16 protein-coding genes are annotated in these 21,123 nt (G+C 38.3%); 6 read left to right on the top strand and 10 right to left on the bottom strand.

Annotated elements, in window-relative coordinates; translation table 11 throughout:
- Positions 1 to 24: 24 nt before the first annotated feature.
- Entirely contained in the window at positions 25 to 453 is a 429-nt protein-coding gene (locus VB715_RS09065; protein ID WP_323300873.1) for a YraN family protein, read from the bottom strand.
- A gap of 65 nt (positions 454 to 518) precedes the next feature.
- Between VB715_RS09065 and VB715_RS09060 the strand changes: the two genes are divergently transcribed.
- Positions 519 to 1,022, top strand: coding sequence for a pentapeptide repeat-containing protein (locus VB715_RS09060; protein ID WP_323300904.1), 504 nt, complete (start codon positions 519 to 521; stop codon positions 1,020 to 1,022).
- Between the two features lie 28 nt (positions 1,023 to 1,050).
- On the opposite strand, the gene VB715_RS09055 is transcribed toward VB715_RS09060, so the two are convergent.
- The 7 genes from VB715_RS09055 to VB715_RS09025 all read right to left on the bottom strand — a co-directional run bounded on the left by VB715_RS09055 (position 1,051) and on the right by VB715_RS09025 (position 8,953).
- A complete protein-coding gene (locus VB715_RS09055) occupies positions 1,051 to 1,995 on the bottom strand; it encodes a sulfotransferase (RefSeq protein ID WP_323300872.1) in 945 nt (314 codons plus the stop codon).
- Between the two features lie 57 nt (positions 1,996 to 2,052).
- Positions 2,053 to 3,429 carry an O-antigen ligase domain-containing protein gene (locus VB715_RS09050; RefSeq protein WP_323300871.1) on the bottom strand — a complete coding sequence of 459 codons (1,377 nt, stop codon included), beginning with the start codon at positions 3,427 to 3,429 and terminating at the stop codon, positions 2,053 to 2,055.
- A 39-nt stretch (positions 3,430 to 3,468) separates the two neighbouring features.
- Positions 3,469 to 4,452, bottom strand: coding sequence for an NAD-dependent epimerase (locus VB715_RS09045; RefSeq protein ID WP_323300870.1), 984 nt, complete (start codon positions 4,450 to 4,452; stop codon positions 3,469 to 3,471).
- A 51-nt stretch (positions 4,453 to 4,503) separates the two neighbouring features.
- Complete coding sequence (locus tag VB715_RS09040; RefSeq protein ID WP_323300869.1) at positions 4,504 to 5,622, bottom strand: glycosyltransferase family 4 protein; 1,119 nt, start codon at positions 5,620 to 5,622, stop codon at positions 4,504 to 4,506.
- Between the two features lie 29 nt (positions 5,623 to 5,651).
- Entirely contained in the window at positions 5,652 to 6,584 is a 933-nt protein-coding gene (locus tag VB715_RS09035) for a hypothetical protein (RefSeq protein WP_323300868.1), read from the bottom strand.
- A gap of 30 nt (positions 6,585 to 6,614) precedes the next feature.
- A complete protein-coding gene (locus tag VB715_RS09030) occupies positions 6,615 to 7,508 on the bottom strand; it encodes a sulfotransferase domain-containing protein (RefSeq protein WP_323300867.1) in 894 nt (297 codons plus the stop codon).
- 104 nt (positions 7,509 to 7,612) lie between these two features.
- Positions 7,613 to 8,953: an oligosaccharide flippase family protein gene (locus VB715_RS09025; protein WP_323300866.1), complete on the bottom strand. Its 1,341-nt coding sequence runs from the start codon at positions 8,951 to 8,953 to the stop codon at positions 7,613 to 7,615.
- 623 nt (positions 8,954 to 9,576) lie between these two features.
- Between VB715_RS09025 and VB715_RS09020 the strand changes: the two genes are divergently transcribed.
- Positions 9,577 to 13,839, top strand: coding sequence for a G8 domain-containing protein (locus VB715_RS09020; RefSeq protein WP_323300865.1), 4,263 nt, complete (start codon positions 9,577 to 9,579; stop codon positions 13,837 to 13,839).
- 63 nt (positions 13,840 to 13,902) lie between these two features.
- Here VB715_RS09020 and rpaB read toward each other — a convergent pair whose 3' ends face one another.
- Entirely contained in the window at positions 13,903 to 14,634 is a 732-nt protein-coding gene (gene rpaB, locus VB715_RS09015; RefSeq protein WP_323300864.1) for a response regulator transcription factor RpaB, read from the bottom strand.
- Positions 14,635 to 14,880: 246 nt separating this feature from the next.
- Between rpaB and radA the strand changes: the two genes are divergently transcribed.
- Complete coding sequence (radA, locus tag VB715_RS09010; protein WP_323300863.1) at positions 14,881 to 16,440, top strand: DNA repair protein RadA; 1,560 nt, start codon at positions 14,881 to 14,883, stop codon at positions 16,438 to 16,440.
- 176 nt (positions 16,441 to 16,616) lie between these two features.
- On the opposite strand, the gene VB715_RS09005 is transcribed toward radA, so the two are convergent.
- Positions 16,617 to 17,996 carry a phospholipid carrier-dependent glycosyltransferase gene (locus VB715_RS09005; RefSeq protein WP_323300862.1) on the bottom strand — a complete coding sequence of 460 codons (1,380 nt, stop codon included), beginning with the start codon at positions 17,994 to 17,996 and terminating at the stop codon, positions 16,617 to 16,619.
- 143 nt (positions 17,997 to 18,139) lie between these two features.
- Between VB715_RS09005 and glmM the strand changes: the two genes are divergently transcribed.
- The 3 genes from glmM to VB715_RS08990 all read left to right on the top strand — a co-directional run bounded on the left by glmM (position 18,140) and on the right by VB715_RS08990 (position 21,031).
- Positions 18,140 to 19,594: a phosphoglucosamine mutase gene (gene glmM / locus VB715_RS09000; RefSeq protein ID WP_323300861.1), complete on the top strand. Its 1,455-nt coding sequence runs from the start codon at positions 18,140 to 18,142 to the stop codon at positions 19,592 to 19,594.
- 172 nt (positions 19,595 to 19,766) lie between these two features.
- Entirely contained in the window at positions 19,767 to 20,375 is a 609-nt protein-coding gene (locus tag VB715_RS08995; RefSeq protein WP_416336917.1) for a DUF3038 domain-containing protein, read from the top strand.
- Positions 20,372 to 21,031: a DUF4335 domain-containing protein gene (locus VB715_RS08990; RefSeq protein WP_323300859.1), complete on the top strand. Its 660-nt coding sequence runs from the start codon at positions 20,372 to 20,374 to the stop codon at positions 21,029 to 21,031. The genes VB715_RS08995 and VB715_RS08990 overlap by 4 nt, the downstream gene beginning before the upstream one ends.
- Positions 21,032 to 21,123: the final 92 nt, after the last annotated feature.

Genomic DNA, 21,123 nt, shown 5'->3' with positions numbered 1-21,123 from the left:
ATGAATTGCTCCGAGAAAACATTGTTAAAAAGCAGCTTCAATATAATCTAATAAGGTTAATTTATAACCCTGCCATTCTAGAGATTCACCTATGTTAATGGTAATATTTTCTTGGTTTAAAGATTTTTTCGGGCAAGGTTTATAATGAACTAAAGCCACATCAAACCGACAGGGAAAATCGGCAAACTGGGGATATTCTCCTAAAAAATAATCGGCTGTTTGCCTAATTTTAGCTTGTTTTTGTGCGGTAATTGACAAGACTCCCCCACTATCCCAATTACGACTTTGACGGGTTTTGACTTCGACAAAAGCCACCACACAAGGGTTATAATGTTGAGCAATAAGGTCAATTTCTCCCCAAGGCGATCGCCAACGCTGTTTCAAAATTTGCCAACCTTGGGTAATTAACCATTGACCCACAAATTGTTCGCCAATTTGACCAATTGATGTCATAAAATTGGTGTAAAGTAGATTAAGAGACTATTATTCAGAAAGTGTTAATCGAAATTATGAAGATAATGATCCCTAGAACTTTTTATTATAAACGATTATTCCTAATAATTACTTATGTATTGATTTCTTTCCTATTGTTAGCACAGATTGAACCTGCTTGGGCAGTTAATTATAGTCAACAAAATTTAGTGGAAAGAGATTTTTCGGGTCAAGATTTACGGGATGCTATTTTTGATCATGCTAACTTAAGGGGAGCTAATTTCAGCCATGCAAACTTACAAGGAGTTCGCTTTTTTTCCGCTAATTTAGAATCCGCTAATTTTGAAGGAGCAGACTTAAGATTTGCTGATTTAGAGTCAGCAAGATTAACAAAAGTTAACTTTACCAATGCAATTTTAGAAGGAGCATTTGCCACTAATACCTTATTTAGTAGCACAACAATTATTGATGGGGCAGATTTTACCGATGTTTTGTTACGTCCTGACGCAGAACAAAAATTATGTACAATTGCGAAAGGAACTAATCCAATAACGGGAAAAAATACAAAAGATACTTTATTTTGTCCTTAGAAATATTGAAGACAAAAAATACATAATTTTACTTAAGATAACGCACAGAAATTTCATTGATTTTTAACTTAGTGCTTTTTTCGAGTGGCTTAATTCTCAGTTTTCGAGACAGATAATCTGCTAAGAATAATCCTAACCCAATACGCTGAACCCGAAAGTTTAAGCGAAACCACCAATCTTGAAATCGAATTTTTTGTTCCATTGATGGTGTCACTTCTAGATGAGGTAAACCACTCAATTCATACCCTCTATCTTGAAGTAAAGGTGCAATTTTTGACTCAACTAATTGAATTTCATGCTCGGACATTTTCTTGCGCCACTGTTGTATAAATTTAGCATCCGGTAAATCGTAGGTTGTATCCTGGGCATAATTCAACATGGCTTGATCATATTCTAAGCCCATAAAATGACAAATATGTGTCAATATTTGCGCTGGGTTTGTAATAAGATCTTCATAGGTAACTTCAATATATCTATCAGGGGTAATTTGTGTTTTGAGTTGATTCCATAAACATTCAGCATCTAGCCAACGTTCTACTCCTGTCCAAACATTACCAGACCATCCCATACCTATACAAGAACGAGCGACATCCCTACCATCTCGAATTAAATGAATAAAACGGGCATCTGGCCAAATTTTAATTAGTCTATCAAAATGACGGTGAACAGTTGCACCAACAAGTTTTTTATGATCTCGCTCTAATTGCTGTTTTAAAAAGCTATTAACCAATTGAAAATAATCTAAACTTCGATCAATGGCAAAATTTCTCCCTTGAAAAACCCGGTTAGTTTCTAGCCATTCATAGTACCGATCAAGTTCAGGAAACTTCCCATCATCTTCAACTTGATCTACTACATATTCAAATTCTTGACACCAAGAGATTTGGGAATGGTGAGAGAGCATTAGCCTAAGAACAGTTGTTCCAGAACGCTCGGCACCGACAAGAAAAATAGCTTGTCTAATTACAGTCATAGAAATTTGTGGTAGAACCTTATTGCTTTGATATCGGAGAAACTCTGATTAGGGAAATTATATTTTAATTTTGCCGAGTTGGCTATAAGTCCTGATGGATGTTTTTTGTTTTTGCATTACCAATCCAGCTATACCCCCAGATACAAGAGTAAAAATTGGGTTAAACATCGCGTTCAGAGTGCAGTCTAACATATACAAGACAATTATAACTGACAGAACAGCAGCCGGTGCTATTTTGGGATGAAACCATAAGCGAGCAGGATAGCCTGTCCAAAAAAAACTTAATGCGGGGAGCAACGAAGAAGCGTATAAACTAATTAAACCAACATAGCCCTTAGTACCATAAGTAATGATCCATAAACTATCAGTAACCGACACACTTACTAATTGACCTTCCCAGTTATAATCATATACGCGATTGCGTCCCCATCCTCCCCAACCAAAAACTGGTCTTTCAAGAGCTTTTTTTACCAGTAACTCTTCATTCGCTAATCTAAATTCTAAAGAACCGGCTCGATCTGGGCCAGCTATATTAGAGATTGTAGACAGTAATGGTTGAGCTTTTTGAACAGTCATGTTGCCACTAGATGCCAAACATAAGTATAGTGAGATTCCTATAATCAGCATTAATAAAGCAGTAGAATTACGAAACCATTTAGCTGTGAAAAGAATTATAATTCCATAAGCAAAATAAGCGTATCCCCCAGTAGATTTAATTAAGATAAGTGTAATTATTAATGTTAACACTAACCAATTGATAGGAATGTTCCAAACTTTCTCAAGAACGTTCCCTTGCCACAACCACATTCCAATTAATGTTGCTGACATCATCCACATTCCTACTTCAAGTCCATGTAGCATGAAAACTGTTGGTCTAAATCCCCCATATCGAATTGCTTGAACAAAACCGTATGAGTGATAACCATATACGATACGATGAAGTTGGGGACTCATTTTAATTTCATATAAACATAAGGGAACGTAGATTAATCCACTAATAAAAATTCCTATAGCTAACTGACGCAAACCAGAGAGATCATTAAAATAAATTCGACCCAAAAAATAGGGAAACCCATAACTAACTATCTGGTTTAATGTAGCTGAGAGTCCATCGTAAGCTCCTAAATCATTACTCATTGAGGAAAAAAATGGACAAATACACGCAATCACCATGGGGACATCAAGCCAACCAAACTTAAATGAGCGAAAGCGTTGACCATCGAAAAGAAACGTTGCCAGCAAAATTCCGTAACAGGTAGCTGATATCCTTGTGTAATCTGGAAGTCCTGGTAAAGCAAAACTTGCTCTTTGGGGTAAAAACAGCCAGGCTACTAAGAAACTGATGATGACTGCCCTCCTGGATGAAAATTTTGTAAAGATAGACAGGAGTATCGGCAACCAGGCTAACATAACCAGTTGAGGTGGAAGAATCATAAATTAGCCTCACTTCTTTGAGGTAGATTTTGCAATTTTTTAAGATTGATAGTACCTTTGATACCAAGAGACAAACCTTTCTAGCCCTACTTCTAGTGGTGTCTTAGGCTGAAACCCGACATCTCCCCTTAAATCGTCAATATCAGCATAAGTCATGGGAACATCCCCTGGTTGCATTGGTAAAAAGTTTTTCATGGCTTTTTTTCCTAAAGAATTCTCCAACATTTCAATAAATTTCAACAGTTCTACTGGCTGATTATTACCAATATTATAAACTTTATAGGCAACTCCTTCACCGGAGTCTAATGATTTAGGAATATGGTTCATCACTCTTATTATCCCTTCAACAATATCATCAATATAGGTAAAATCTCGTCTCATTTTACCATTGTTAAATACGTTTATCGGTTCACCTGCTAGGATGGCTTTGGTAAACATAAAATAGGCCATATCTGGACGACCCCAAGGGCCATAAACAGTGAAAAACCTGAGTCCAGTGGTAGGTAAACCATATAAATGACTATAACTATAAGCCATCAATTCATTGGCTTTTTTCGTGGCAGCGTATAAACTAATGGGATGATCGACATTATCCTCTGTTGAAAAAGGAATTTTCTTATTAGCTCCATATACAGAACTAGAAGAAGCATAGACTAAGTGTTTAATATTGCTGTGACGACAGCCTTCTAGGATATTAACAAATCCGACTAGGTTACTATCAACATAAGCATGAGGATTTTTTAAGGAATGACGAACACCTGCTTGAGCCGCTAAGTGAATAACATAGTCAAAATCGTTCTGAAAAAATAACTCTGAAATACTTGTTCTATCAGCAATGTCTAATTGGTAAAAACGGAACTCTTTGTTTGTTTCTATCTGCTCAAGGCGAGCTTTTTTGAGGGATACATCGTAGTAACTATTAATGTTGTCAATGGCAACAATAGTTTCGCCTCTATTTAGGAGTTTTTGGCTTAGGTGAAAGCCAATAAACCCAGCCGCACCAGTCACTAAAATTTTAGACACTTGTTTATGGTATTTTTAGGTCTTATTTATAAGACTTGTATTCATTCTATTTTATCTGATCTTTGTTTCACCTAACTCCCCATTTTTGGTGCGTTCTATAGCAGTATAAAGAGCAGCCTCAAAAAGAGTGGTTGCATCTTCCCATGTATAACTGGTTGCTGTTGTATAGGCTGCATCAGATACGACTTGCCATTGTTGATTTGACAAATTAATAATATCTATTATAGCTCTTGCCATGTCTTCAGGATCTTCTGGTTTAACTAATATACCACCACCCTTAGCAATTAGTTCAAGGGCAGCACCAGCAGGGGTTCCAATCACGGGAGTTCGACAAGCCATGGCTTCAAGAATCGGTAAACCAAATCCTTCTAAGCGACTAGAGAATAACCAAGCATCACAACTAGCATAGATATCCTTGATGGTTTCTTGGGAAGGTTGTTGAATGTACTTGGTGCCATAGGGCAAAGGTAAATTAGGGGAAATATCTTTTTGACCAAAGGCGATAAGGTGTAGTTGAGGTATTGTTTTTTGAGCTAAAGTGAATGCTTTTAGACTAATATCACATCCTTTCCAATCTAATGAAGAATACATTAGTCCCACGGTAGGGATTGACTGTTTACTACGTGGAGGAGCATTAAATTGCTTCATATCCACACTATTCGCTACCAGGGAAACTTGCTCATCTCCATAATCACTAAACATTAAATCCTTAAGCCATTGAGCGATAACAATTTTATGTAATGGAAGTAAATAAGTGGCTTTGACTCTGTTTATAGGTAAATAATCATGAAGTTCGTGATGTTGAATAAAGTAAATTTTAGTCCCTTTTTTTTGGGAAAGTTTCTCTACCCACTCGGCAGTTTCCCACCAAGTTGCTATTACCACATCACCATCAGGAAGATCAGAATCAACAATAGGACGTTGACTCTCTATAGTATGAACAATAACCCCTAGATCATTAAAGTAAGATGAAGAGTTGTTCTTAGGAGGAGTTAAAATTTTTCCTTTAATTAGTGAACGAAGTTGCTGACCCAGAGTTGGGTGAGCTTGAGGAAGGGAAGCAATAAAAACTTGATGTCCGCGTTTTTGTAAGTATTTGGCATAAATTGCTATAACACGAACTCCTCCTCGGATATTGGCACTGTTCTTAAGAATGAATGTAATTTTCATGACTTATCAAGGCTACTATCCTGAATTAGTTATGTTGGTTCATTGTACTGTTTTTTCAAATTTCGCCAATAGGAACCTAAGAAGGATCTTCCAAAATTTATTCGTATTTGTTTGACCAAACTAACGGGAGGTTTTCCATAAAAATTACCATAGTATTTTCCTTGCCCATAAATTGGTTCTTCTTGATCTAATCCTGCATTCATAAAACGCTCAATATCAATTCGCTGAAGATATTTTTCACGAGTTTTTTTTAAACGTTCTTCATGAACATTAGTATGAAAAACTGTCCAATTTTCATCTTCAATTTTACATAAAGTAAACATCTGATGCTTTTCCATATACCATTCAAGAGCTAATTCAAACACACCACGAGGATCTATAGCTTGAGAAGGATTTTGACTTCGGAAACCCGAAATAATATAATCACTAGCATATCCATAAATAGCTGACATGAGTGTGCTTCGTTTCATGAGAGAAAAATTATGACTGCATTTATGACTGAAATACCATCCAGGCCAAGCATCGTGATGTTTAGCGGCTCTATTAAATGAACCACCAATTGCAAAGACATCATCTCGCTCTAAATAATTGATCGATTCTTCAAGCCAATTCTCATAACCATTTCTATAGGGTAAGGTATCAATACGGAAAAGCAATACATAGGGTTTACTGGTAATCATCCAGGCAGTATAATCCTTAATGTATCCGCTGTGCTTTCCCTCTTTGTTATCTTGATGATCAGACTGAATAACTTGTAATTTGTCTATGACTCTCTCTTTGTATAATTGCCAGTATATATCCTGAGTTTGTGAATTACTACCACAATCTACAACAACAACTTCACCTGGTTTTCCCCCTAGAAAATTGAACCAGTCTTGGATAATATCGGCAAAGACAATGCCATCATTATAGTTGGCTGTTACTAGGGATATTTCGCTTAATATCTCGTTCAATGTACTCATTACCAATTTTCTCCAAATAAAGTTTCCAATTTACTGATTCCAGTGAGATAAGTCTCTAGCCAAAAACTCACTAAGTCTCTGGTTCGGTTCTCGAAAATATTCAAGCAACTTTTGTCGGGTTTCTGGTAGCATTGGTTGCGGTAAATATTCCTTTTCCATTTTTTGTTTATAAGGTAAATTAACAATAAAATTTTCATAGACCTGATCCCTGATTTTTTGTGGAAACAAGGTGGCTAAATTTTTTACGCCTGGAATTCTTTTGAGAGGCTCTGTCATACGAGAACGGAGGAACCATTTAGCGTGAGTTTTAGCTTCATTGGCAGCAATGGGTTCATTTTCTTGCATTAAGTCAACTTTATCATCAACTTCAAGAAAACGACATACTTCAGCTAAGGTACTTGCAATATTATTCAAGAAATCATCCATTATAATAAACAAAAAAGATTCTCTCGGGAATAACGGCAAGTATTGCTCTATTTGTAACATATAGTTACTACTATCAAGAACCATAGAGTCTCGATAAATTTTTTCTTCAAAAGTTTCTAAAATTTTCAATTGTATTTTTTTATTTTGCTGTCCTTTAATTTCTTGTTGATAATGTGAATAAGCTCGCGCAATTGGGTCTCGCATAATATAAATGAGCTTAACATTAGGCAGATTTTTTGCGATTCTCTCAGCGCAATTGGGAAACTGTGGATATCTTGTGTAAATTGTTGAAGCTTCTCCAGCAATTTGATGTGATTGCATTTCTTGAAATAACGAAGCATAACACTCTAATCCTTGATCATACTTGTTATCTCTGGCAAAAAATTCTGGTTCTTTTGGTTTACTCATATAAATCTGAGGATGACGAAACAAGTATTCATATAGTGTATTGGTGGCTGATTTAGCAGAACCAATAATAATAAAGTCGGGTAATCGCATTATTTCAACTCCTGATCTTTAATTTCCATAATGGGACTTGGTTACTTTTTCGAGTTAAAAGGAAGTAAAATTTTTGCCAAACAGCAATTTTTTAGATTGTTTGTTCACAAAATACTAGAAATAGAAATACCAAATCCCCCAAAGAAACGAACTGAGGAAAACCCTAAAATGAGGCTTACCAAAAACATGGTTAATTTAACGTCCTGTGAGATAGCTATAAGTTTTTCCCTGTATAGTCCATAATTGATTATACAGTAATTAGGCAAATCGTTAAGCATAATAACTATAATTACTCCCAAAATACCCCCAAGCTTAAAGCCGATCGGTAATCCCATTATCATAAAAATAGCCTTAGCAGAAGTAGAAGCTGCCGTGTACATTGGCTTACCCAAAGCCATCAAAGATGGTCCAATTGTCAGATACAAAATGAGAGGCCAAAGTCCAAGTGCTATCAATGGCAACATCCAAGCTGCTTGAGCATACCTTTGGTCATACAATCCAAAAATTAGCAGGTCTCCAAAGCTAACCAAAATAGCGACTCCAAATGCCAGTGCGATCAAAATCCATTTTCGTGATCTGATAATCTTGGCTCGCAGTTGATGACGGGGTAATTCAATATTTTGAGAAATCACCGGAAAAATAACTTTTCCCGCTATTGATTGGATGATTGATTTGGGTATTTCAGCAAATGTTATCGCAATGGTATATACTCCCAGTACTTCTAAAGAGAAAAGCTTTGCCAGTATTAGTCTATCAGCACGGGAAGCAATGAAAGTCATCATTGTGGATAGGAATATCCAGCGACCAAAAGATGTAAGTTCCTTAACTGACTCTTTATCCCAAGTAAATCGGTTCGATATCTCTGGTTCGAGGTAATGACTCCCAATACTCTTTACGAAACTGCCTAATAGGCTCCCTCCAACTAAAGGCCAAATGGTGCGCTGAAAATAAGCCCAAATTGTCATGAAAGTTAGAGAAAAAACTTGAATGCCCACATCAAATATAGTTAACTTGCCTATTTTCATTTTGCGATTTAAGGTTGCCAAAGCAGTAGAGTTAAATCCTGCGGCTATGGTTGTCAAACCAACAATTGGAAGTAGCCAAAGTAGTTGAATGTCTCCGTAAAATTGGGCAACTGGCCAAGCAATCAGACAACAAGCTAACCATAAACCAAACCCTCTAATCACTTGTATAGTCCAAGCCGTGTTAAGAAATGTAGGGTCATCTCCTCGCGGACTGCGAACAATACTCGGCTGAATCCCCACATCTGAAAACATGGCAAGTCCTTGAATAAAAGTATTCATCAAAGCCATCAAGCCAAATAATTCTGGTGCCAACAAACGAGTCAGAATAATATTACTGACAAGACGGATGACTTGAGAGCCTCCATAACCCACTAATGTCCAGATAGTACCGTTAATAGCCTGTTTTTTGGTTGATGACATTAAAATTTAACCAGTTAATAACATAGTATACAAGTTCTCATACTGATGAGGTACGAAATGTTCTAGTTTTAGGGAATAGGGAATAAAGTAGGGTGCAGTTGATAAGTCCGAAAAAATGCTATAAAAATCATTCTCCTTCTAGGAAAGTCAATATTTTGTGAACATCTTATCACGGAAGTTTCATTACTTGTCAACAAGTGTATCACGATCCCACTTAATTCAGTTTGATTTAGTAAAATTCCTGCTTTATTAGACAGCTTGCCAAGAACAAAGAATATTTAGTATTTAAGAAAAAATTGATAAAAGAAAAAATTTTTGTAGTAGTTTATAACAAACTATTGACATTTTCTTGACTTTTTAAATCCATTATTGGTTGCTGAGGTTAGTCTTGGTTTTGACCTTGCTAACAGACATTTAAAATGCCTGTTAGCTTAACTTGCTTTTGGTCAGAGAAATAGATTTCAGTATATACCAGGAAGTCTTTTGTCTGTAAATTCACCAATAGAAAATACATGGAATAGAAAATACAAACAATATAGTAAATTCCTGGTAAATAGTGATTTGATTTTTCCTTGAATGGGAACTATTTAGATTAAGGAAGCATTTTTTATTAGTGAATTAATATGAATATGAATATGAATATGGATATACATTCTAGCTTTTTAGATCTTGTTCCCCAAGATCAGGCAACTCATATAGCGATTAATAATGGTTCTTGGTTCGATCCTCATACTTGGCAAAATGGAGTCGTTCCTAACGACAATGCTGATGTTTTAATTTCCCAAGGGGTTGAAGTTCACTACGATGGCATCAGCAACGCTCGGTTACATACAGTAAGAGTTGATGGAAAACTGTCCTTTGATCAGAATAAAGACACCCAAATGGTGGTTGATTTCATGGCAATTTCTGATACAGGAAACCTAGAGATGGGAACAAAAATTAACCCAATTAATGCTGAAGCTAAGATTATTTTTGCCCCTGTTGATCCTGGGAATGGCGAGATTGATTTAGATTGGGACCCTAATCAATTTAGTCGCGGATTAGTCGCCGATCATGGAGCTTCTGTTAGCATTGTGGGGGAAGAAAAAACGCCTTATATCACCTTATCTGGTAATCATTTAGCCGGAGCCACACAATTAACATTTGCTAACCCTGTACCTACTAACTGGGAAGTGGGTGATAAAATCGTTCTCACTGGAACCGAATGGAATAAGAAAGGTTCCCATGATGATAATAGTAAAACTGAAGATGAAGTTTTAACCATTGAATCGATTGATGGCAATACAATTACTTTTAAACATAATGATGTTAATAGCAATGCTTTAAGATTTAATCATACAACCCCTGATGGCTTTGGCCTCGATATTTATGTTGCCAATTTAAGTCGCAATGTCAGCTTTGAAACCGAAGGAGGTGAGGAAACTCCTATCTCCCAACGGGGACATACGATGTTTATGGATCACAATACAGTCATTGATAATGCTGGTTTTTATGATTTAGGAAGAACTAATAAAGATCTTATTCTTAATGATCCTCAATTTGATAGTAATGGAAATTTAATTCCAGGCACAGGAACTAATGCCAAAGGACGTTATCCTGTTCATATCCATGAAGTTTTTGAGCATGATCCTAACGGGACAGGTGCGGCTGAAATTAGCGGAAATGCAGTTTGGGGCAGTCCAGGTTGGGGAGTTGCAATCCATAGTAGTCGAGCTATTGTAGAAGAAAACGTCTCTTTTGATGTTTTAGGAGCGCACTACGTCACTGAAAATGGGGATGAACAAGCAACTTTTCGCGGTAATATTGCCATTAAAGCAGCAGGAGCAGTTACTGATCAACCAGCAGATTTACTTAAACCTAACGATGCTAGAGGCCTACTTAAAGATTTTGGCACTGAAGGTATGGGATTTTGGTTGGAAACTCCTTATTCCGCCACCGCCTTTGAAAACAACATCGTAACAGGAACCAAAGATTCTGGGATTATTGTCTACGGACACAACGATATTTTTAGCCAACCTCAAATATCTGTTGATAATCTGCCGACAGGTTTGCAAGAAATCGCGGGCGATGCAACTACTATTGATTCTTGGAAGGTTCCCGTTCAGGACTTTAAAAATAATACGGTTTATAATGCCGATGCTGGTATAGAAATTCGAGGAGTCACTCGTGATGATAGTGGCTTTGATCAGTTGGGAATTAGACACGATCAACAAAGTATTTTTGAAGGTTTTGAAATTTGGGGAGTTCGTCAAGATGGCGTTCAGATTTCTTACTCTTCCTATATTACTCTGAAGGATTCTCTGATTGTTGGCAATCCTGACTCACCGATTTTGCGAGAAGGTGTTGACATCTCTCAACCAAGAGGGGTCGGAATTTATAGTGATAAGAATGCTCGTAATATTATTTACGATAATCTTCATGTAGAAGGTTTTGAATTTGGCGTAACCATTCCGCAAACTGGTACACAGGCATATAATTCTGAAGCTTCGTTTGGGAGTTCTCAGTTAATCGGTGGAACTTATGCTAATAATATCTATAATCTTGCTCCAGGAGCGGGTCGTATAGGTAATGCTGCAAATGATACTCCACTCTCGCCAGGAACAGATCAAATACCGATAACTCCTTATTTTGCAATTCAGGGTAATCCTATCTTTGAAATCCCCTCTAATGATAAAGCTCCCGTTGCTCAATTCAAAACTATCTCAAAAGGGGGATTAGCTCTAGAATTTGATGGGAGTCAATCTTTTGATCCAGATTATCTTCTTAGTTGGTCCGACTCAACCAATAATCCTTATACTGCTGGCAATAATACCATTGCCTCCTTTGCTTGGGATTTTGATAACGACGGCCAATTTGATGATTTTGGTCGTTACGCCACTCATGTTTATGAAAATCCAGGAACTTATTCTGTAGAACTTCAAGTAACTGATTTACAAGGAAATACAGCAACTACTGCTCAAAATATTACTGTTGAATCTCAACCTTTTCAAAATATTGTTCACTATGGGAGTTTTAATAGTGCTGACACAGGCTTTAGTAGTAATTATGGAACTACTTATTGGTATAATTCCGTTCTTGATAGTAAAAGTTCACCATCAGAGTCAACTTGGTTTATTCCTGGCGGTCATCGCTGGAATCAAGATCTAGTTAACGGTTGGGCTTATGCTGATGATAGTGGAGCCGATGGACTTACCCAAATTATTTATAATCAATCAGTTAATAGAGGACTTCAAACTATCAGCTTTGATGCTAAAAATTTAGGATTGAGTAATACCTTACAATTGCAAGTATTTGGTGTTAATGGACAATTTACATTGATTAATAATGGTAAGGATTCTCCCCAAAATGTCAGCAACACCGTTCCTTTTGAGTCTGTTACTCTTCTAGATACAGGAAATATTGCCAATGGTGAGTTTGACTGGACAAACTTTAAGTGGGAAAATATTGATTTTGGTGCTGGTTATGAATTTATTGCCCTAAGATTCAGAACAACAGGAGTTAGTGCAACTGAATTTCAAGCCATTGATAATGTTTTTATTGGTAATTTATCTAATCCCTATACTCCTCAAAATACTCCTCCCCTAGCGGTTAATGATATTGCCAAAACTGATAAAGATAAGTCAGTGACTATTGATGTTATCGCCAATGATAGTGATGAAAATGGAGATTTTATTTTTGTTAATAATGTCACTAAACCCACCAATGGTACAGTAATTGACAATGGAGATGGAACTCTAACTTATACACCCCAATCTCAATTTGTAGGAAATGATAGTTTTGAGTACACAATTGCTGATGGAAAAGGTGGTATAAGCACAGCAACAGTTGACCTAACCGTTAATGGCAGTAATGGCAATATAGTCAATGACGCTACTTTTAGTGCTGCTAGTGGGGATACCTTTGTACAAAATTGGGGAACTACAGTTTGGCAGGATGCTGATAAAGGTTGGATTCGTCCTAATGCTCGCAAATGGAACAAAGATGCTCTCAAAGAATGGGCTTATGCTGATAATGATGGGGCATCAGGATTAACGGAAATCATTGGGAACAACACCAATACTAAAGGGTTACAAACTATCAGCTTTGATGCTAAAAATTCGGGTTCAGGGAATACACTGCGTTTACAAGTCTATGGTATCGATGGTCAGTTCAAAATGAGTAATTGGGATACTAAAACCCCGGTTAGTAATGGAACTCAAGCAATTAATGTTGCTACCCTTCTTGATACAGGTAATGTTGCGACAAGTGAGTTTGACTGGAAGACATTGACTTTTGATCAAGTTGACTTTCAAAATGGATACGAGTTTATTGCCATACGTTTTACCACAGGGGGGGTTACGGCTACGGAATTTCAAGCCATCGATAATGTTTTTATCGGTACTCCAACCTCAACCCCAACGAATACAGTACCATCTCCTTCTCAAACTATTGCAACGGTTCAAACCGCCGACAATTCCTCAACCGTAACCAATACTATCACTGGAACCGGAGGCGATGATCTCATCAATGGGACGACGGGTAATGATCTCATTGATGGGAGTTCAGGCAATGATACCTTAACAGGTGACGGGGGGAATGATACCTTGACAGGGGGTTCCGGGGGAGATAACCTCACAGGTGGCCGCGGTAATGATGTTCTTAGGGGTGGTTCCGGTGCCGATATTTTTAATTATCAAGCTGGTGATGGGCTAGATACTATACAAGATTTTGAGGCGGGGGATAAACTGCGTCTGACTAATATTGATCCCAATGCTGTCAAGTTAATTGAACAAGCTGGCCATGCTTTCCTTGATGTGGGTAATAACCAAGGGATTGACCTTCCAGGAATCTTACCCAATGAATTAACCCTTAATGTTTTACCAGGGGTTCTAGAACTTGTTCTTTGATTAATTTTACCCACAAAGCCCGCCTTGGCGGGCTAGTTTTTCATGGTGAGGGATGATTAATCTTTACAATTCTTCACCAGGTTCTAAAATTCGTTGAAAAAGATAACCTGTTCCCCTAGCTGTAAGAATCAACTCAGGATTACTAGGATCATCTTCCAATTTAGCCCTTAAACGAGAGATATGGACATCGACTACCCTAGTATCCACATGACGTTCAGGCGTATATCCCCACACTTCTTGTAAAATTTCCGAACGGGAAAACGGTTCCCCCGAACGACTAACTAATAATTCCAATAAGCTAAATTCCATCCCCGTCAGGCGAATACGTTCATCTCCTTTATAAACCTGACGCTTATTAGTATCAATTTTGATCGAACCAATACTAATCACCCCTGAACTGGGAATTCCCGGTGCGCCATTTTTTTCCACCCGTCTTAAAACGGAGCGAATTCTGGCTTCTAATTCCTTGGGAGAAAAGGGTTTGACTACATAATCATCAGCCCCTAATTCTAATCCTGTAATGCGATCAGCCACGTCCCCCAACGCGGTTAACATGATGATAGGAATATCCGATTCCTTGCGTAATTCTTGACAAACTCCATAGCCATCTAATTTAGGCATCATTACATCTAAAACCACTAAATCAGGGGTGGTATCGTGAAAGATATCTAATGCTTCTTCTCCATCAGCGGCTGTGACAACATCATAGCCAATCATGGAAAGACGGGTTTCCAAAATCCGGCGAATGCTGGCTTCATCATCAACCACGAGAATTTTTTCCTTATGAATTTCCAATTGCTCCCACGCTCCCTCGTTAAGTAAAATTGCTAACCTTTAAGTTAAGTCGTGATCCATCGATCTTTATAGGATCTAGAATATCCTTTTCTCGTTATCATTAAGCCTAAATTCTTGAGTAACGACTCCAAACATAATACGGATTTAAGGTTCACTACTGTCTTTCTACTCCCAATCATTTTCTCAGTCTTGTTTTCTGAGATCCCCTATTTTTTTAAGTTTTTTAACCTTTCTTTCCAATTAACCATGGCTAAAACACGAACTGTCTATATTTGTAGTACCTGTGGGGCCGAATCTCTCCAATGGTTCGGTAAATGTGAGGCTTGTCAAGCTTATGGTACCTTAGAAGAGCAAATGTTAGCCCCTAATAACCCGACGGGGGCGGCACGAGGCGGATGGCAGTCGAATAATCGTGGGGAAAATCGGGGGAATGTTGCCCCAAAACCTCGTATTTCTGTTCCTTTTAATGATATTACGGAAGAGGAACAAGCGCGGTTTCCTTCAGGCTATGGGGAATTAGATCGGGTTTTAGGGGGAGGAGTTGTCCCCGGTTCTTTAGTCTTAATTGGCGGTGATCCTGGTATCGGAAAATCGACCTTATTATTACAAACCGCTAATCAATTATCTCAAAGTTTACCACGTATTCTCTATGTTTCGGCTGAAGAATCAGGACAACAAATTAAGTTAAGAGCATCTCGCTTGGGGGTAGCAGAAGCGAGTAGTGTAACTGAGGCGAAAGAAGCAGAAACTAATGGGAAAAATGGCAAACGAAAAGCCACAAAAAAGACTCCAGAAGTAGACGGTGGGGCCAACCTTTTTATTTTACCAGAAACGGATTTAGAGGAGATTTTAAGAGAGTTAGAATCTTTACAGCCCCAAGTGGCTATTATTGATAGTATTCAAACCTTATACTTTGCTGCTTTAACTTCTGCCCCTGGTTCCGTTGCTCAAGTCAGAGAATGTACTTCTGCTTTAATGCAAGTAGCAAAACGGGATAATATTACTTTATTTATTGTCGGTCATGTGACTAAAGAAGGGGCGATTGCAGGGCCAAGAGTTTTAGAACATTTGGTCGATACAGTCTTATATTTTGAAGGCGATCGCTATGCGTCCCATCGTCTGTTAAGATCCGTTAAAAATCGCTTTGGCCCCACCCATGAAATCGGTATTTTTGAAATGGCAGAACATGGGTTAGTTGAAGTAGCTAACCCCTCGGAATTATTCTTGGGAAATCGAGATGAATTTGCCCCAGGAACTGCTACTGTTGTTGCTTGTGAAGGGACCCGTCCTTTGGTAGTAGAATTACAAGCTTTAGTCAGTCCTACGAGTTATTCCTCTCCCCGTCGTTCGACTACTGGTGTTGATTATAGTCGCTTACAACAAATTTTGGCAGTATTAGAAAAAAGGGTAGGAATTCCTTTATCAAAATTAGATGCTTATGTCGCTTCTGCGGGGGGTTTAGGGGTAGAAGAACCAGCCGCAGATTTGGGGGTTGCTATTGCTATTGTAGCGAGTTTTCGAGATAGAATTGTTGACCCTAGAACTGTGTTAATTGGTGAGGTAGGATTAGGGGGACAAGTTCGTTTAGTATCTCAAATGGAATTACGATTAAAAGAGGCTGCCAAGTTAGGATTTAAACGCGCAATTGTGCCAAAAGGACAGAGTTTTGCTGATGATATTGGCTTAGAAATTATTCCCGTTGCTAAGGTGATTGATGCTATTATTGCTGCTATTCCTCCTCAACAAAAGTTTGGGGAAGAAATGCCTGATTTTAGTCCAGAGGAAACTGATGAAGAGAATTTCTAATTAGCTTAAAAAATGAACTATAAGGCAATTTTATCTAATATATTTGTTAGGGCCAATGAGTTTGGTCAAAAACCAGTCCCTGCATTATCTAATGGATAAATATAAGATAAACTATACGAATCAAAGCAATGTCGAAGAAACCTATGATTATCAATACGCAAAGTAAACTTAATAAGTTATATCCAATTTGATAACATTCTCATATTAAATCCTTGTTGAGATAAAGGCAATCCTATATAAATAGGCAACCAATAAATAAAAGCTATAAAAATCGATAATATTATGACAATTCCTAAACGGCGACAAAAGATAAGTTTACTATTTAAACATTGTTCAATTATCCAACCTAAAGCTAACCAAGAAAACACATAAGAAGGCATATAATGATAAAAGAATGTACAGCGACTTACTTTAATCCAAGGGAGTAAATTAGTTAGATAATTAATTAATATATAAATAAATAAACCATTATTTTTATAACATATTTTCTTTGATTTTCCTAGGATAAACACCAATAAAATAACTAAAATAGCTCCGGTAGACAACCATAACAAAACTGGATTAGCCATTGCATGAACATCATGAATAATAGTCCCCGATTCAGTCTTTGTGCGTTCATAAAAATAAGCCACGGGTCGAACCATAACTAACCAAGTATACCATTTAGAACAATAGGGATGTACCGATGAATCAGCACCAATATTATGATGAAACTTCCAGATTTTTTGTTGGACTTCCCACCAATCATATTGTGGATTCATTAATAGATGGGGTAGCCAGAGAATACTATAAATAAACAAAGGAATGATTAATAAATTAAAAGCCAATAGAGATATTTTAAGAGATTTAATTATTTCAAAAACACCCCAATTATTGATAATTAATTTATTGCTCCTAAAATATTTATTTAATATACTTTTGAAATAAACTAGAAAAATTATTAAATAAATCCCGAATAAAAACCCTAAACCATTCCATTTAACCGCAGCAGCAGTTCCAAAAAAGATACCACTAATGGTTAAATATAAATAATTGGTTCTATTGAGAAACAATAAAAATAACAAATGTCCTAATAAACCAAAAATCACTAAATAGATATTATTCAACGCATAACGAGATTCGACTAAAAACAACCCATCCATTGCCGCTAAAAAAGCCACAATTATTGTGTAACTACGACGATGAGTTAATTGATAAGCGATCGCCCCAACTATTAAAGGAAGAAAGGATCCAACAAAAGCATTTATCCATCGGTAACTCAGGGTTGATCTGAAAGAACCTGTTAAATTATTGGTGATATCAGGAGAAGCAGGAAAATGAGAACCTAGCCAAATTCCGATAGCAATAATATATTGACTGAGAGGAGGATGAGAATTGAAAAAATCTTTACCAATTAAATAATAATTAGCGTATTTAGCATAGTAAACTTCATCAAAAACCAAACGATTAAACTGTCCCAAATGCCAAAACCGCAAAATCAATGACAGGAAAAAAATTCCCCCCACTGCCAAAGGAAACCATCTCGAAAAAATATGATTAAATTTGGAGCCATTCATAGTTAATAATTAAGAGAACTGTTATAGATCAGGAACATTTGGGCAACTCTAAGCGTTTAACAGTCTGGTAAATATAAATTTTCCACAAATCTGTAGTAACGTTATATCCTGTAAAGGTGAGTGAGTTGTGAGGAAGTGAATTAATGGTTATCTCCCTATCTCCAAACGGCAGTAGTCGTCTGAACCGTCCCCATACGGAACTGAGTACAAATTTATTCGGTCAGTTAGCCCATCTACCGAATACCCCCTTATTTGGGACTGATGGCATTCGGGGTAAAGCAGGAGACTTATTAACGGCCCCCTTTGCGCTTCAATTGGGATTTTGGGCCGGACAAATTTTAAAATCAAATAATATCAAACTTGGCCCCATTATTATTGGGCAAGACTCCCGCAACTCCAGCGATATGTTAGCAATGGCGATCGCCGCGGGACTAACCTCAGCCGGGTTAGAAGTATGGCAACTCGGCCTATGCCCTACGCCCTGTGTAGCCTATCTTACCCGCAAAACTGAGGCCATAGGAGGAATTATGATTTCTGCCAGTCATAACCCCCCAGAAGACAACGGAATCAAGTTTTTTAACGCAGATGGCACTAAATTATCTCAAACCCTCGCCCAACAAATTGAAGACGGGTTACGGGGCAATATTTTCCTCCCAGGAGACGAGATAGAGACTTGGGGCAAAACCTTACATCAACCCGCCTTTGTTGAGCATTATTGTCAATTCCTTCAGAAAAGCTTACCAGAGTCCTTAAACTTGCAAGGAATGCGGGTGGTGTTAGATTTAGCTTGGGGTGCATCTGTTAAAGTTGCCCCCGCCATGTTTGAAGCATTAGGGGCTGAAGTAATCTGTTTACATGACCAAGCAGACGGCGATCGCATTAATGTTAATTGTGGCTCAACTCACCTAAATTTGTTACAACAGGCAGTGATTGACCATCAAGCTGATCTAGGATTTGCCTTTGATGGAGATGCCGATCGCGTCATGGCCGTTGATAATAGCGGAAAAGCCATAGATGGGGATTATATCTTATACCTCTGGGGAAAATGCCTCCTAGAACGGGGAGAATTACCCGATAACCTGTTAATTGGGACTGTGATGGCCAATTTGGGGTTTGAACGAGCTTGGGAAGCTTTAGGAGGTAAATTCCTGCGGACTGCTGTTGGCGATCGCCATGTTCAAGCCCAAATGTGGGAAACTGGGGCCATGCTTGGAGGTGAACAGTCAGGACACATCATCTGTCATCATTATGGGGTGTCAGGAGATGGAGTACAAACAGCATTACACCTAGCGGCCTTAGTGCGTCAGTCAGGGGTATGCTTAGCTGAGTTAGTTCAAGACAGTTTTCAAACCTATCCCCAAATTTTACGCAATGTGCGGGTTGAAGATCGAGAACTTCGCCGTTATTGGCAAGAATGCGAACCCCTACAACAAGCGATCGCCCAAGCAGAAAAAGCCATGGGAAACACAGGCCGGGTATTAGTGCGGGCCTCTGGTACCGAACCCCTAATTCGTGTCATGGTTGAATCAGAACGGGCAGAGGATGCCAGTTACTGGGTAGAATATTTAGTCGCTAAGGTTGAAGAATATTTGGGATAATAAGAGCAAGATAAGCCATAAATTTCGAGGGGCGGGTTTTTGACAATGGTTTATCAATAGCTTAAATAAACCTGCCCTGTACCATCAATGGATCAAGACATTTTGTTGAAAACAAAACAAATCGACCCTTTTGCCCCTAAGCTATTCTAGGATGAGTCCTTCTGTAAACCTAATGTCCGATTCTAGTTCTCCAGTTGCCTCAAAACCAACTATTTTAAATGTTCTGCCAGATTTTACGATTTCTGGGCAGCGATGTGCCGCCCGTATTCAACAACAAATAGACCTGTTGTTGCTGGCCCTCGAAGCCTTAGAATTGGGGGCTTCAGAGCATATGTTAGCCACCCTGAAAGAGTTAAACTTGCAGGAGATCATTCGAGGTCGAATAGCCTTGTGGCGGTTGCGTTCTACTAATCCCTGGCGGCGTTCCTATAACCGTGATACCCTAACCCTAGAACAAGCAAAATCCCTAGTCATTATCGCCAGTTATCGAGTTAAACCCTTAACCGTTCAAATTCGACAATTGTTATTAGCTGAACAACAAATGCGGGAGAAAGGTCTACCGGTCAGTTGTCACTTTCTCTTGGCAGAATATTTAGATCAATTTCGTTCCCATTTTCAGAGTCGGATGAACCCCCGTCGTGCTAAAGTTTCTATCTATCTAGGGTCAGAAGATGAGTTAAACGAATTGGCCCTATTTCTGCTCAAACAATTGTTATTTTGTACAGGAACCACCGGAATGCAACGGTTTTGGATTAGTTTGTTTGATGGGGAAGTCGCATGAGCGTTCAACGTTACTATAGTTTGCCAAATTGCACCTTGATTTTAGAAGGGTTAGGGGATAGTTTTGCTCCTGGGGATGCTCAAGATAGTCGTCCCCTCCTCTCCATTTTGGTTAATGCGGAATGTCGCTTTGTCGGCATTCCTCAAGCTTTGCATGGGGGGCGCGTGTTCTTAGAAAATTTAGTCAAAGTTGTGAGTGCCTACGCCCAAGAATATTTGAGTGGTATTCCTCATCCCGTCGATCTCCAAACCAAAGAAGATCGGATTCGCTTAGAAAAAATTGCGGGCAAACATCTCCATCGTTTGACCTGGTATCCTGCCGAGGACAATAATAATCCGGTGGAAATCACCTTAACCACGGTGCAATTATTCGACTTAGTAGAAGGGATCGATCAGTTTTTTGCCGATAGTCGTACCTTACCGGATTTAACTCTACAATTACAGCCCGTTTCCCGTCGCTATCGTCCCCCTGATGAACCCTTCGCCCAACGGGTGGTTCCCGCAACCTTGGGCATTATCAGTGTCGTCCTGGCAGCCTTTGCTTTCTATTTTGTCCCTATTCCCGAAGTCCGCGAACCAGAACCTAAATTACCAGTCACACCCACACAACCAATCCCTAATTCAGCCCCATCTAATTCTACGCCCCCTAATCAATAAAGCGTAATAATCAAAGGGGATCACGGAGAACTATAATTGATTTGGACTGCCTGAAATGAAACACTCAGGTAATCAAATCTTCTGATTGAGTG

The organism is Crocosphaera sp. UHCC 0190 (assembly GCF_034932065.1).
GTDB lineage: Bacteria > Cyanobacteriota > Cyanobacteriia > Cyanobacteriales > Microcystaceae > UHCC-0190.
This window is presented reverse-complemented; position numbering and strand designations above follow the sequence as displayed.

Coding starts and splice junctions, on each gene's coding strand:
- VB715_RS09065 (WP_323300873.1), bottom strand. CDS start 453: ATGACATCAATTGGTCAAATTGGCGAACAATTTGTGGGTCAATGGTTA.
- VB715_RS09050 (WP_323300871.1), bottom strand. CDS start 3,429: ATGATTCTTCCACCTCAACTGGTTATGTTAGCCTGGTTGCCGATACTC.
- VB715_RS09005 (WP_323300862.1), bottom strand. CDS start 17,996: ATGAATGGCTCCAAATTTAATCATATTTTTTCGAGATGGTTTCCTTTG.
- VB715_RS09030 (WP_323300867.1), bottom strand. CDS start 7,508: ATGCGATTACCCGACTTTATTATTATTGGTTCTGCTAAATCAGCCACC.
- VB715_RS09020 (WP_323300865.1), top strand. CDS start 9,577: ATGAATATGAATATGAATATGGATATACATTCTAGCTTTTTAGATCTT.
- VB715_RS08990 (WP_323300859.1), top strand. CDS start 20,372: ATGAGCGTTCAACGTTACTATAGTTTGCCAAATTGCACCTTGATTTTA.
- radA (WP_323300863.1), top strand. CDS start 14,881: ATGGCTAAAACACGAACTGTCTATATTTGTAGTACCTGTGGGGCCGAA.
- glmM (WP_323300861.1), top strand. CDS start 18,140: ATGGTTATCTCCCTATCTCCAAACGGCAGTAGTCGTCTGAACCGTCCC.
- VB715_RS09060 (WP_323300904.1), top strand. CDS start 519: ATGATCCCTAGAACTTTTTATTATAAACGATTATTCCTAATAATTACT.
- VB715_RS08995 (WP_416336917.1), top strand. CDS start 19,767: ATGTCCGATTCTAGTTCTCCAGTTGCCTCAAAACCAACTATTTTAAAT.
- VB715_RS09040 (WP_323300869.1), bottom strand. CDS start 5,622: ATGAAAATTACATTCATTCTTAAGAACAGTGCCAATATCCGAGGAGGA.
- VB715_RS09025 (WP_323300866.1), bottom strand. CDS start 8,953: ATGTCATCAACCAAAAAACAGGCTATTAACGGTACTATCTGGACATTA.
- VB715_RS09035 (WP_323300868.1), bottom strand. CDS start 6,584: ATGAGTACATTGAACGAGATATTAAGCGAAATATCCCTAGTAACAGCC.
- VB715_RS09055 (WP_323300872.1), bottom strand. CDS start 1,995: ATGACTGTAATTAGACAAGCTATTTTTCTTGTCGGTGCCGAGCGTTCT.